Source organism: Nocardia aobensis NBRC 100429 (genome assembly GCF_000308375.1).
Taxonomy (GTDB): Bacteria; Actinomycetota; Actinomycetes; order Mycobacteriales; family Mycobacteriaceae; genus Nocardia; species Nocardia aobensis.
Genome location: NZ_BAFQ01000147.1, coordinates 38796 through 54108 on the forward strand (window position 1 = coordinate 38796; position 15313 = coordinate 54108).

A 15313-nucleotide genomic window follows, 5' to 3' on the forward strand; every position below is an offset into this window, starting at 1 on the left:
CCTGCGCCAGCTTCTGCGTCTTGTCATCGGGGTTCGTCATTCTCAGTCCTCTGATGAGCCGTTGTAGGCCAGGTCGATCAGGTCGTCGATGTCCAATTCGTCGATGGACTCGTCCCCGACGCCTCGATCGGTGTCGTCTGTTTCAGCACGCGGTGTGTCACCGTCGCGCGCGAGCTCCAGGAGCGCCTCCAGCAGCCCCGCCGCCCGGAGCCGGGAGAGCGGGATGGTTCGAAGCGCCTGCCGAATCTCGTTCTCCGGCAACGTGTCCGGTTCATTCGGGTCGTTCTCGGTGAGCATCTCCACGAGATGGCCCGCGAGTGCCTGTGGCGTCGGATAGTCGAAAACGAGGGTCGCGGGCAGCGGCAGACCCGTGACGGTTTTCAGGACGTTGCGGAACTCCACGGCGGTGACCGAGTCGAATCCCAGCTCGTTGAACGCCTTGTCCACATCCACGGCATTCGCGTGGGCGTGGCCCAGAATCGCCGCCACCTGCCCGCGCACGATCTCCACCAGCACGGCGGGACGTTCGTGGTCCGGGGTGTCGGCCACGCGGGCACGCAGTGCCGCGGCCGTACCCGACGCCGTGGTGCGTCGCTGCGGGACCAGGTCGGCGAACAGCGGTGCGACAGTTCCCGCACCGCGCAACGCATCCAGATCCAACCGAGCCAGGACCAGCGCCGCGGCATCGATGCGCGCGGCGGCATCGAACAGGGCGAGGCCGTGTCCGGCCGCCAGCGGCAGCACACCGGAGCGAGCTATCCGTTGCCGCGCGGCGGCATCGAGTTCGGCGGCCATACCGCCCTCGGCCTCCCACAGACCCCAGGCGAGGGATTGCCCGCACCGGCCGGATGCCCGCCGCTGCGCGGCCAGCGCGTCCAGGCAGGCGTTGGCCGCGGCGTAGTTCCCCTGCCCGGCATTGCCGAATGGTCCTGCCACCGAACCGAACAGGACGAACGCCTTCAGCGGGAGGTCGCGGGTCAGGTCGTGCAACTGCAGGGCGGCGTCGACCTTGGGGCGCAGCACCGCGTCCAACCGGTCGGGGGTGAGCGAACCGATCGCACCGTCGTCGAGCACACCGGCCAGATGGAAGACGCCGGTCACCGGATGATCGGCCGGAACCGTGGACAATGCCGCGGCCAGTGCCTCGCGGTCGGCGGCGTCGCAGGCGGCGAAGTCGACTCGGGCCCCGAGGTGTTCCAGCTCGGCACGCAATGTCGTTGCGCCGGGCGCGGATTCACCTCGGCGGCTCAGCAGCAGCAGCCGGCGCACACCGCGCGCGGTGACCAGGTGCCGGGCGAACAGGCCGCCGAGGTACCCGCTCGCACCCGTGACCAGAACGGTGTCGTCGGCGGTGAAGGAGTCGTCCGGGACAGTCGCCGCCGCGGGTGTGACTCGGGTCAGGCGGCCGGCGTAGGCCTGTCCGGCGCGGACGGCGATCTGTGGTTCGCCTGCGGCCACGACCCCGCCCGGCACGCCGGAGTCGGTATCGAGCAGGACGATCCGGCCCCGATGTTCGGTCTGCGCGGAACGCACCAGACCGCCGACCGCGGCGCCCGCGAGGTTCGTGATCGCCTCGCCCGCAACCGATATCACGCCGCCGGTGCGGACCACCAGCACCGAATCGGCGAAGCGGGAGTCGGTCGTCCACGCCTGGAGGACGTGCAGCGCCTCATGCGTCGCCGCACGAACGGCGGTGGGATCGTCACCGGTCGGGCAGTCCCACACGACGAGGCCGGGGACGTCGTCGCCCAGCTCTGCCCATCGGGCCGTGGTCACCTCGGCATCGGGAAGCGCCACCGGTGTCCACCCGACCTCGAACAACGCATTCCGACCGGTGGCTCCCCCGGCGGTGAGCTGGGCCGGATCGATCGGCCGAGACGCGAGGTGCCGGACCGACGCCACGGGCATACCCGTCGAATCGGCGAGGTCCAGCGCGACGCCGTGGTCACCCTCCGGAGTGAGCCGGACCCGCAGCGAATCGCCCCCGCCCGCGTACACGGTGACGCCCGACCATTCGAACGGCAGGGCGATCTCCGTCGTGGGCATATCCGATGCCGAACGCACGGCGTGCAGCGCCGCATCGAGCAGTGCGGGATGCAACCCGAATCCGGCCGCGTCGGCGCGCACGGATTCCGGCACCGCCACCTCGGCGTAGATTTCGCCGTCCTCCCCGCGCCAGACCGCGGTCAATGCCTGGAATACCGGCCCGTATCGGTAGCCCAGGGCATCGAGTGCGTCGTACACACCGTCGATGTCGACGGCGGTGGTGCCCACCGGGGGCCAGGAGATCAGGTCGAAATCGGGTGCCGTGCCGGCTTGTGCGACAACACCTTCGGCGTGCAGCGTCCAGGAGGGTACGGAATCGACCTCCCCGTCGGCGCAGGAGAAGATCCGCACGGCGCGGTGTCCGGTCTCGTCCGGTTCACCGACCGCCACGCGGATCGCGACGCCACCGGTCTCGGGTAGCGCCAGGGGCGCTCGGAGCACCAGCTCGTCGAGAGCCGGGCAGCCGACCTGCTCGCCGGCGTGCCGCGCGAGTTCGACGAATCCGGTGCCGGGAAACAGCACCGTATCCAGCACTCGGTGATCGGCCAGCCACGGCTGGGTCCGCACCGAGAGACGACCGCTGAGGATCACGGCGCCGGAGTCGGGCTGCGACACCATCGCCGACAGCATGGGATGTCCGGTGTCGACGAATCCCAGTGCCCGAGCACCACCGTCGGCGGCAGTGGACCCGGCGTTCACCCAGTACCGCTGATGCTGAAAAGCATAGGTGGGCAGCTCGATTCGCCGGCTTCCGGTGCCGGCGTAGAGCCCGGCCCAGTTCACCTCGGAGCCGGTGACGAACAGCCCGGCCACACCGGCGATCACGCTCGTGGCATCGGCCCGGCCCCGATGCGCCAACGCCACCACGGCCGGGGCGTGGGGTTCTGCTCGTGCGTCCAGAGTCTGATCGACCATCGGATACAGCACGGCGTCCGGCCCGATTTCGGCGAAGCGGGACACTCCCATATCCGCCATCGCGGTTACCGCGTCGGCGAATCGGACCGCGTCTCGAACCTGCCCCACCCAGTACGCCGGATCGCACATCTCATCGACGACCTGCCTACCGGTCACGGTCGACACCAGTGCGACGGCGGGACGTGCGAACGTGAGACCCGCTATCGCCGAGGCGAATTCGCCGAGCATGGGTTCCATCAGCGACGAATGGAACGCATGGGAGACGCGCAGCCGTTTCGTCCGCCATCCGCGCTCGGCGCTCGCCTCGAGCGCGGCGGTGACAGCGGCTTCGGCGCCGGACAGCACCACCGACGCAGGACCGTTCACCGCGGCGATCGACACCTCCGCGCTCAGCAGCGGCAATACATCGGCCTCCGACGCACCCACCGCGACCATCGCCCCACCGGCGGGCAGCGCCTGCATCAGGCGACCGCGCGCGGCCACCAGCACACACGCATCCTCGAGGGACAACACACCCGCGATATGCGCGGCGGCGACCTCACCGATCGAATGACCGGCCACCACATCCGCACGCACACCCCACGACTCCAGGAACCGGTATAGGGCCACCTCGAACGCGAACAGACCCGCCTGCGCGAATACGGTGTGGTCGACCAGGTCCTCGTCCGTCAGTGCGTCGGGCAGCGAAACCCGCTGTCCCAGAGACGGTTCCAGCTCGCTCAGGATCGCGTCGAAGTGCTCGGCGAATATCGGGTAGGCACGGTGCAGTTCGGCGGCCATACCGGCCCACTGCGCCCCCTGCCCCGAGAACACCATGCCGGTCGACCCCGGCATCGCTCGGCCCGACACCACCCCCGGCCCCGGCTCGCCGCGCCCCAGCGCTCGGATTCCGGCCCGCAGGGCGTCGCGCTCGGCCGATACGACCACCGCACGATGGTCGAACACCGCTCTCGTCGCCAGGGAGAAGCCGATGTCGGCCGGATCGTGTTCACGGGCGGCGAGATGTGATGCCAGCCGCCGGGCCTGGTCGGCGAGCGCGACACCCGTGCGCGCCGACACCACCCACGGCAGCACGGCATCGGCCGGCACCGTCGTTACCGGTCGCGAACCGGTGTCCGGGGCCTGTTCGATAATGACGTGCGCGTTGGTGCCGCTGATTCCGAACGAGGACACTCCCGCGCGACGCGGGCGACCCACCTCCGGCCACTCGACCGGGTCGGTCAGCAACTCGATACTGCCTTGCGCCCAATCGACCTTCGTACTCGGCCGATCGACATGCAGAGTCTTCGGCAGCACGCCGTGGCGCATCGCCATGACCATCTTGATCACACCACCCACACCCGCCGCAGCCTGGGCATGACCGATATTCGACTTGAGCGACCCCAACCACAACGGCCGATCCGCAGCACGATCCTGACCGTAAGTGGCAAGCAACGCCTGAGCCTCGATCGGATCACCCAACGTCGTACCCGTACCGTGCGCCTCTACCGCATCCACATCCACCGGAGACAGACCCGCATTGGCCAGGGCCTGCCGGATCACCCGCCGCTGCGACGGACCGTTCGGCGCCGTCAAACCATTCGACGCACCATCCTGATTCACCGCCGAACCCGCGATGAGCGCCAGCACCTGATGGCCGTTGCGCTGCGCATCGGACAGCCGCTCCAGCACGAGCACACCCACACCCTCAGCCCAGCCCACACCATCGGCCGCATCCGCGAAGGACCTACACCGGCCGTCGGGCGACAACCCACGCTGACGACTGAACTCCACGAACGTCTCCGGTGTCGCCATCACCGTCACACCACCGGCCAACGCCAGATCACACTCCCCCGATCGCAACGACTGCGCGGCCAGATGCATCGCCACCAGCGACGACGAACACGCCGTATCGACTGTCACGGCGGGGCCTTCGAAGCCGAACACATACGACACCCGGCCGGACGCGATGGAACCCGAGTTCGCACTACCGGGGTAGTCGTGAAACGACATTCCGGCGAACACCCCGGTGGAGCTGCCCCGGAGCGAGGCCATATCGACACCCGATCGCTCCAGCGCCTCCCACGAGGTTTCGAGCAGCAACCGCTGCTGCGGATCCATCGCCCTGGCTTCATTGGGACTGATCCCGAAGAACTCGGCATCGAAATCGGCTGCCGTATAGAGGAATCCGCCGGTGCGAGCGTATGTCTTGCCCGGCGTGCCCGGCTCCGGGTCGTAGAGGGATTCGATATCCCAGCCGCGATCGACCGGCAGGTCGCCGTTGGTATCGACGCCGTCCGCCACCAGTCGCCACAGATCCTCGGGTGAGGACACCCCACCGGGATAGCGGCAACTCATCGCCACGATCGCGATCGGATCGTCGCCGGCGCGAGGGCGATCGACCACGCTCTCGTCGACGCCGACGACGCCGGTCAGCTCCGCGGCGAGGAATCGGGCCACGACATGCGGGGTCGGATAGTCGAAGACGAGGGTGGCCGGAAGGTGCAGGCCGACCGCGGAACCGAGCTTCTTGCGCAATTCGACGCCGCCGAGCGAATCGACACCCAGTTGCTGGAACGTGCGCCGCGGATCGACCTCGTCCGCCGACGTGTGCCCGAGAACCTCGGCGGTCACCGATCGAACGAGGTCGAGTGCCGCCGGCTCATCCACCGGGGCTCCACCCGCGAGGCGGGCCGGGGCCCGGTCGCGAGCGGACGAAGGAGCGATGTCGCGCAGCAGTGCCGGAAGTTCGTCGCCGCGGTCGCGGAGGGCCGCCGTATCGATCCGTGCCGCCACCACCTGCGCGGCGTCGGTGGTGATCGCCAGATCGAACAGGGCCAGCCCCTCGGCCGCGGTCAGCGGGGGCAGCCCCTGCCGCCGAATCCGCGCGACGTCCCCGTCCGACAGCAGTGCGCCCAGGCCGGTCGCTTCCCACAGGCCGTAGTCGATGGCGGTCGCGGGCAAACCCGCGGCACGCCGATGAACAGCCAACGCATCCAGAAACACGTTCGCCGCAGCATAATTCGCCTGACCCGCCGCCAAAACCAAACCACCAGCCGACGACACCAACACGAACAACGACAACGACCGACCGCGAGTCAACTCGTGCAGATGCCACGCCGCATCCACCTTCGGCGCGAACACCGAATCAACACGCTCCGCCGTAATCGACTCCACCACACCGTTATCCGCGACACCCGCGGCGTGCACCACACCGACCAACGGATGCTCATCGGAGATACCGTCGATCAACTCGGACAACGCGTCACGATCCGACACATCACAGGCGACAACACGCACCCGCGCACCGAGCTCTTCCAACTCCACACACAACCGCTCGGCACCAGGCGCGGCCAAACCCCGCCGCGACACCAGAAGCAGATGCGTCACACCGTGATTCACCACCAGATGCCGAGCGAGCAACGCGCCCAGCCCGCCGGTCCCGCCGGTCACCAACACCGTGCCCGATCCGAGCGCCGGGACGACCGTCGCCGCATCGTGCCGACGCAGCCGACCAACCGACAGAGCTTCGCCCCGCAGCGCGACCTCGGGTTCTTCTCCGGCCGAAAAGGCGTATGCCGCAATTGTTCTCGCGCTCTGTTCCCGGACATCGTGATCCACGTCGAGAAGCTGGAAGCGGCCCGGATGCTCGGCCTGCGCGGCCCGCACCAGCCCCCACACCGGCGCCTGCCCGAGATTCACCGGGTCGGACGCATCGATGGAGACGGCACCGTCGGTCACCACGACCAGCCGCGAGGCGGTGAGCCGCGAATCGCGCAACCACAGGTGCACGGTCTCGAGCAGCTCGGCGACGATCCGCCGAGCCGCGAGCGGCGGCGCGCCCTCGAACGTCGGGCACTTCCACAACACGATGTCCGGGACGGCGGACTCGACCGCGGCATCCAGGTCGGCGATCAGCGCCGCCGCATCGGGATAACTCCGCACGTCCGCCGCGTTCCAGCCCACCACCGCGATGCGTTCCGGATCGACGATCCGTGTCGGCCGCGCGGCGGCGATCCACTCGACACGCAGGAGCGATTCGGGGGTCCGGTCGAGGTTCCCGACCGGAGCAGCCGCGCCCATACCGGCCGGGCCACGGGAGGTTTCGAGCCAGAAGTGCCGACGATCGAAGGCATAGGTGGGCAGTTCCACCTGCCGCGGGTTCCGCCCGGCGAAGACCTCATTCCAGCGCACCGGCACTCCCCGCACGAACAGCCGTGCCGCGGCGGCCAGGATGTCGGCGGGTTCGCCCCGGTCGGCACGCAGTACGGGCACCGTGGCCGCGTCCTCGGGCAGGCAGTCGGCCGCGGCCGCCGACAGGACCGCGTCCGGCCCCACCTCGAGGAAGGTGTCCACGCCCTGCGCCCAGGCGGCGGCCGCGGCGTCGGCGAACCGGACGGGCAGGCGGACCTGGTCGACCCAGTATCGCGGCGAGCACCACAGCTCGGGATCGGCCATCGCGCCGGTCACCGTGGAGATCACCGGAATTCGCGGCGGGTCGAACCGCAGGGTCTCGACCACCTCGGCGAAACGCTCCAGCATCGGTTCCATGAGTGCGGAGTGGAACGCGTGACCGACACGCAACCGTTTGACGCGCCGCCCACGCGCCCGCAGGAGCTCGGCGAGTTCGTCCACTCGCTCCGCGCGGCCCGAGATCACCACTGCCGCAGGCCCGTTCACCGCGGCCACGTCCACGCCGTCCAGACCGTCGAGCAGTTCGCCGACCTCGGAAGCACCGGCCTGTACCGCGAGCATCGCTCCGCCGGGGGGCAATTCCTGCATCAACCGGCCGCGCGCCGCCACCAGCGCGCAGGCGTCGGACAGGTTCAGCACACCGGCCACGTGCGCGGCGGCGATCTCACCGATCGAATGCCCGAACACGACCTCCGGTGTGACATCCCATGTTTCGAGGAGCCGATACAGCGCCACCTCGACCGCGAACAGCGCCGGCTGGGTCAGCCAGGTCCGGTCCAGGTCGGTTCCGGAGTCGATCGCCTCGCGCAACGAGCATCCGAGCAGTGGATCCAGGAGGACACAGATCCGGTCGAACGCCTCCGCGAATGCCGGGAATCGCTGGTACAGCTGCTGCCCCATCGCGGTCCGCTGCGATCCCTGACCGGCGAACATGACGGCCACCCGCGCCGGCTCCGTGACGCCGGTGGCGATTCCGGAACCCTGCTCACCGGCGGCCACGGCGGCCAGGCGACGCAGCATCGAGGCGTGGTCGTCTCCCACGACCACGGCGCGATGGTCGAAGACCGCGCGGGTCGAGACCAGGGAATACGCCACATCGGCCACCGACGGGGCGGGATCGGCGATCAGGAATTCGCGCAGGCGCTCGGCCTGCGCCCGCAACGAGGTCTCCGACTTCGCCGACAGCACCCACGGAAATGCCTCGGCGACATCGCTTTCCGGGCCCGCACCAGCGGCCTCGGCGGATTCGTCGGTGGGCGCCTGTTCGAGGATCACGTGCGCGTTGGTGCCGCTGATACCGAACGAGGACACCGCGGCCCGGCGGGGCCGGTCCGGTTCGGCCGGCCAATCCCGGCGCTCGGTGAGCAGTTCGACGGCGCCGGCCGACCAGTCCACGCGGGGTGTCGGCTCGTCGACGTGCAGGGTGGGCGGCATCGCGCCGTGTCGCATGGACATGATCATCTTGAGCACGCCGCCCACGCCCGCCGCGGCCACCGAATGACCGATATTGGATTTCAGCGAGCCCAGCCACAGCGGACGGTCCGGCTCGCGGCCCTGCCCGTAAGTCGACAACAGAGCCTGCGCCTCGATCGGGTCACCCAGTACGGTGCCGGTGCCGTGCGCCTCCACCACGTCGACGTCGCCGGGCGCCAGTCGCGCATCGGCCAGTGCCGCGCGGATCACCCGCTGCTGCGCGGGACCGTTCGGCACGGTCAGGCCGTTGGACGCACCGTCCTGATTGATCGCCGTGCCCCGGATCACCGCCCACACCCGATGCCCGCGCCGTCGCGCATCCGACAGTCGTTCCAGCACCAGCATTCCCGCGCCTTCGGACCATCCGGTGCCGTCCGCGGCCGCCGCGAACGACTTGCACCGTCCGTCCGGCGCGAGGCCTCGCTGCCGGGAGAACTCCACGAACATTCCGGGTGAGCCCATGACCGTCACACCGCCGGCCAGCGCCATCGCGCACTCCCCCGAGCGCAACGCCTGTACCGCCAGATGCACCGCGACCAGCGACGAGGAACACGCGGTGTCCACCGAGACCGCCGGGCCCTCCAGCCCCAGGGCATAGGCCACCCGGCCGGAGACGACGCTGCCGGTGGTACCGGTCAGCAGGTAGCCGCGCAGGTCGACCGGGCCGTCGTGCAGCAGATCAGCATACTCTCCGTTCGCCGCGCCGGCGAAGACGCCGGTGTCGCTGCCCCGCACGGTCGACGGGTCGATACCGGCGCGTTCCAGCGCCTCCCACGACGTCTCCAGCAGAAGTCGCTGCTGCGGGTCCATCGCCAACGCCTCACGCGGCCCGATACCGAAGAATTCGGCGTCGAATTCCGCCGCGTCGTAGAGGAATCCACCCGATCGGGTGTACGACTTTCCGCGCGCCTCGGGGTCCGGATCGTAGAGGCCGTCCACATCCCAGCCGCGATCGACCGGGAAGTCGCCGATCGCGTCGACACCGTCCGACACCAAGCGCCACAGATCCTCCGGAGACGCCACCCCGCCCGGAAAGCGACAGCCCGCACCCACCACCGCGATGGGTTCGGATCTCCGATCCTCTATCTCTCGCAGGCGTTGACGGGTGTGGCGAAGTTCGACGGTCAGCCGCTTCAGGTAATCGAGGTGCTTGGTGTCGTCGGCCATCTGAATAACCCAGAATCTTTCTACGCTAACGGAATTCGAGCCTGGAACCGGTGCTCAGGCATCCAGTTCCCGGTCGAGAATCGCAAAGAGCTCCGCTTCGGAAGCGCTTTCCACATCGTCTTCGGGCACGCCGCCGCCGGGGTCGGTTCGAGCCGCCCAACTCGCGGCGACGGACTGCAGCCGAGCCACGATCCGCCGCTTCTGCTCGTCGTCCCAATTGCCCAGTGCCAGCGCGGATTCCAAGTCGTCGAACACAGCGTCGACCGGGCGTGGCCGCACGTCCACGGGCGCACCGGCCAGTTGTGCGTGCAGATGGCCGGCGAGCGCCTTCGGGGTCGGATAGTCGAAAACCACTGCGGCCGACAGCGACAGGCCGGTGACGGATTTGAGCCGGTTGCGTAACTCGACCGCGCCGAGCGAATCGAACCCCAGATCCTGGAAGGTGCGCTCGGGTGCGATCGCGGCCGCACCGTTGAGCCCGAGCACGGCCGCGATGTGGTCGCGCACGGTCTCGAGCACCATCTGCCGTTGCCGATCGGCGTCGAGTCCCGTAAGCCGTTGCGGCAGTAGGGCGACCGCCGATGCGACTTCCTTCGGGGGGCGCGGGGCCGGCGGGGCCAGCGTCCGCAGCACCGGCGGCAGCATGCCGGCAGCGGCCCGGGCCCGGATCGCGGCGGTGTCCAGCGCCACGATCACCGGATGGGCCGTGCCGCGCGCGAGCGCCGCATCCCATCCGGCCAGCGCGGCCTCGTCCGAGAGGGCGGTGAATCCGGCCCGGTTCATCCGCGCCACATCGCTCGCGTCGAGGTGTCCGGCCATACCGCTCGTGCGCGCCCACGGGCCCCACACCACCGACTGGGCGGCCAGCCCACGGGCCCGGCGATGGGCCGTCAGACCGTCGAGGAAGGTGTTCGCGGCGGCGTAGTTGCCCTGTCCCGGACCTCCCACCGTGCCGGACACCGACGAGAACACCACGAACGCGGCCGGCTCGAGGTCCGCGGTCGCCTCGTGCAGGTACCAGGCGGCATCCACCTTGGGCGCCAGCACGGTATCGATGCGCTGCGGGGTCAACGAGGCGACAACTCCGTCGTCGAGCACGCCCGCGGCATGCACCACACCCGACAGCGGCCACCGTGGCGGCACGTGGGCCCGCAGGCCGGCCACGGCGCCGGCGTCGGCGACATCGCAGGCGACCACCTTCACCTGGGCGCCCGCCTGCTCCAACTCTTCGCACAACGCCGCCGCACCCGCGGCCCGCATGCCGCTGCGGCTCACCAGCAGCAGCGACCGCACCCCGTGCGCGCGCACCAGATGCCGGGCCACGACGGCGCCCACGCCACCGGTGCCGCCGGTGATCAGCACCGTGCCCGCACCGAATGCCGACGTGTCGCCGGACGGCGCGGACGCCGGAGCGGAGCGGGTGAGCCGAGCGATGTGCGGGACACCGGCGCGCATCACCACTTCGGGTTCGCCCACAGCCAGCACCGTCGAGGCGAGGTGCTCGTCGACGCCGGCGTCGGTGTCGGTGTCGATGTCGGCCAGCATGATTCGCCCCGGATCCTCCGCCTGCGCGGACCGCACCAACCCCCACACCGCCGCACCGGCGAGATCGGTCACGTCCTCGCCCGGCAGCGCCACCGCACCGCGGGTGACGACCACCAGGGTGCTCGACGCGAACCGGTCCCCGGCCTGCCACTGCTGCAGCACGCCGAGGACGCGGGCGACCTCGGTATGCGTGGCGGCCACGACGTCGGCGCCGGCGGTGCGCCCGGCCTCGACGACCACCACCGCGGGTACCGGCGCTTCCGGCTCCAGCCGATCCCACCACCCCACGCTCGCCTCGGCCGCCCCGGCTTCGGCCGTGGCCGGCGACCACACCAGCTCCAGCACCGGATCGGCGGCGGCCGCCGCCGCGAGCTGCGCCACCGGAGTCGCCCGCATGGTCACCGATCCCGACAGCACCGGCCGCCCGTGGCCGTCGGTGACTCGGATCGAGACCGACGATCCGCTGACGGTCAGGCGCACCCGCAGCAGCGACGCCTCGGTGGTGGACAGCGACACCGACTCCCACGAGAACGGCAACACCACCTGTCCGGCATCGATTTCGAGCACATCGGCCAGCAGACCCGCCTGCAGCGTCGCGTCGAGCAGTGCCGGGTGGATGCCGAATCCGTCGGCGCGGACACCGGTGTCCGCGTCGGCGGCGATGTCGGCGAACACCTCCTCACCGCGTCGCCACAGTGCCCGCACCCCTCGAAAGGCGGGCCCCAGGGCGTAGTCGCGCGAGAGGAATTTGCCGTAGTCGATGTCGACGGCGGCGGCCGCGGCGGGCGGCCAGATCTCCGGTGCGGGCGCAGCCGCATCCGTGGCGGACAGCAGACCCTGGGCGTGCAGCACCCACTCGCCGTCGTGGTCGTGGGCACCGCGCGAGTAGATCGAGACCGGGCGCCGCGATGAGTCGGATTCGGTTGTGCCGACGACTATTTGGATCGGCACACTGTCCGTCGCGGACAGTACCAGTGGCGCCCGGAGCGTCAGTTCGTCCACGACGGGGCAGCCCGCCTCCGCGCCGGCACGCAGGGCGAGTTCCACGAATCCGGTCCCCGGCAACAACATGACCCCGCCGATGACATGGTCGGCCAGCCACGGTTGCGCCCGCGGCGACAGCTGACCGGACAACACGAGGCCGCCGTCCGCCATCGGCAACACCGCCTCCAGCAGCGGATGATCGATCGCGCGGAAACCGGCCGATTCGCCCCCGCGGGCGCCGGGCGCGGCCGGGAGCCAGTAGCGCCGACGCTGAAACGCGTAGGTGGGCAACGACACTCGCTTCACGTCCCGGCCTGCGAAGAACACGCTCCAGTCGACCTCGGCACCGGCGGTGTACATCTGCGCCAGGCAGTGCGCGAACTGCTCGACCTCGCCGCGTCCGCGACGCGCGGCCGCGACGACGGTCGACTCCCCGTCGAGATCCTCCGGCAGGCATTGCCCGGTCATCGCCGTCAGCACAGCGTCGGGCCCGATTTCGACGAACCGCCGGACGCCCGCGGCGACCAGGGAGTCGACTCCGGCCGCGAATCGGACGGGCTCGCGCACCTGGCGCACCCAGTAGCCGGGATCGAGCACTTCCTCGCCCGCGATCCGGCCGGACACATCCGACACGAGGGGAATCCGCGGGCGCCGGTACTCCACTTCCCTTGCGACGGACTCGAATTCGGACAGCATCGGATCCATGCGGTGGGAGTGGAAGGCATGTGAGACGGTCAGCTGTGCGGTCTTGTGGCCACGGTCGGCGAACCGCGCCCGATACGCCGCCACCGCGTCCTCGTCACCGGAAATCACCACTGCGCCAGGCGAATTCACCGCCGCGACGGACACGCTCCGGTCTCCGGCGATCATCTCGGTCGCCTCGGATTCGGCCGCCGCGACGGCGAGCATGGCGCCACCCGTCGGCAACTGCCCCATCAGGCGACCGCGGGCGGCGACCAGACGGCAGGCGTCCGGCAGCGACCACACACCGGCGATATACGCGGCGGCCAGCTCGCCGATCGAATGTCCGATCAGCACATCCGGTATCACGCCGAACGAGTTCAGCAGCCGGTACAGCGCGACCTCGTAGGCGAACAGTGCGGGCTGGGTGAATTCGGTGCGATCGAGAGCCGTGGAGTCCGCGCCGGTGACCATCACCTGCCGCAGCGACACTCCCAGCAGTGGATCGAACTGTGCGCAGATCTCGTCCAGGGCGGCGGCGAATGCCGGGAACGCCTCGTAGAGTTCACGTCCCATTCCGGCGCGCTGTGCGCCCTGGCCGGTGCACAGCAGCGCCGTCTTGCGGGTCACCGCCCGCCCCGTCACGACGGCCGAGCTCGCCGCACCCGATTCCGCGAGGTCGGACAGCGCCGCGCGCAACGCGTCGCGACCGTCCGCCGGCACCGCGGCCCGCCATTCGAACCGGGTGCGGGTCGTGAGCAGGGAATAGCCGAGGTCGTCGACGGTGAGGTCGGGGTGGTCGTCGACCCATCGCACGAGCGCGGCTGCCTGCCCCCGCAAGCCCTCCTCGGATTTCGCCGAGATCAGCACCGGGGTGAGGGCGGATGCGACCGCATCCTGCTCCGGGGCCGGATCCGCGGCTTCGGCAGCGGGCTCCGGTGCGGGCGCCTCCTCGACAATCACGTGCGCGTTGGTTCCGCTGGCGCCGAAGGAGGACACACCGGCGCGCCGGACCCGGCCCCCGGCCGGCCACGGCTCCGCGGCGGTCAGCAGTCGCACCGCTCCGGCCGACCAGTCGACATGCGGTGTCGGCGCATCGACATGCAATGTCGCGGGCAGCATTTCGTGCCGCAATGCCTGCACCATCTTGATCACACCGCCGACACCGGCCGCGGCCGAGGTGTGGCCGATATTCGATTTCAGCGAGCCGATCCGCAGCGGATCACCGGCCCGGTCGCGACCGTAGGCGGCGATGAGCGCCTGCGCCTCGATCGGATCGCCGAGGGTGGTGCCGGTGCCGTGCGCTTCGACCGCGTCGACATCGGCGGGTGCCAGCCCGGCGTTCGCCAGCGCCCGCGCGATCACCTTCTCCTGCGCCGGACCGTTCGGTGCGGTCAGCTGGTTGCTGGCGCCGTCCTGGTTGACCGCGCTGCCGCGCACCACCGCGAGGATGCGGTGGCCGTGGCGGCGAGCATCCGACAGTCGCTCGACGGCCAGCATGCCGAGGCCCTCGGAGAATCCGGTCCCGTTGGCCGCCGCGGCGAAGGCCTTGCACCGCGCGTCCGGGGACAGGGCCCGCTGGCGGCCGAAGGCGATCAGCAGACCGGGATCCGACATCACGGTGACCCCGCCGACCAGGGCGAGCGAGACATCGCCCTGCCGCAATGCCTGGCAGGCCAGATGCAAGGCCACCAGCGAGGACGAGCATGCGGTGTCCACCGAGAGCGCCGGACCCTTGAATCCGAAGGTGAACGCGACGCGGCCGGAGAGCACACTGGCCGAAACCCCGAGGAACGCATGGCCTTCCGTCTCGGCGGTGAGCCCCGGTGCACCGACGCGCGGCCCGTAGTCCTGGTGGATCACACCGGCGAATACGCCGGTGTCGCTGCCGCGCAGCGATGCCGGGTCGAGGCCGGCGTCCTCCAGCGCCTCCCAGGCCGCTTCGAGGAACAGGCGCTGCTGCGGATCCATCGCCTCGGCCGCGCGCGGCCCGATGCCGAAAAAGGCCGCGTCGAAATCACCTGCGGTGTCGAGGAATCCGCCTTCCCGCGTGTAGACGGTGCCCGGTGCGTCGGGATCGGTGTCGAACAGCCGCTCGAGGTCCCAGCCCCGGTCGGCCGGGAAGGGGCCGATCGCGTCGGCGCCGGCGGCGACCAGATCCCACAACCGATCCGGAGTGTCGGCGCCACCCGGATAGCGGCAGCTCATGCCGACGATCGCGATCGGTTCGCCGGCGCGGTCCTCCAAATCCCGGATCTGCTTCTTGGCGGCGCGCAAATCGCCGGTCAGCTTCCGCAGATACCGGCTGAGCCGTTCCTCGTTGCTCGTA

The 15313-nt window shown here is 70.2% G+C and carries 1 protein-coding gene and 2 pseudogenes; all 3 read right to left on the reverse strand.

Annotated features, from left to right (window positions below; all coding sequences use genetic code 11):
* Positions 1-42: 42 nt before the first annotated feature.
* Positions 43-7023 carry an SDR family NAD(P)-dependent oxidoreductase gene (locus RJ03_RS19070; RefSeq protein WP_506330398.1) on the reverse strand — a complete coding sequence of 2327 codons (6981 nt, stop codon included), beginning with the start codon at positions 7021-7023 and terminating at the stop codon, positions 43-45.
* Positions 7024-7197: 174 nt separating this feature from the next.
* Positions 7198-9774: pseudogene (locus RJ03_RS39255) on the reverse strand (type I polyketide synthase); the annotation flags it as partial.
* 54 nt (positions 9775-9828) lie between these two features.
* Positions 9829-15213, reverse strand: a pseudogene (locus RJ03_RS19075) (type I polyketide synthase); the annotation flags it as partial.
* Between the last annotated feature and the right edge of the window lie 100 nt (positions 15214-15313).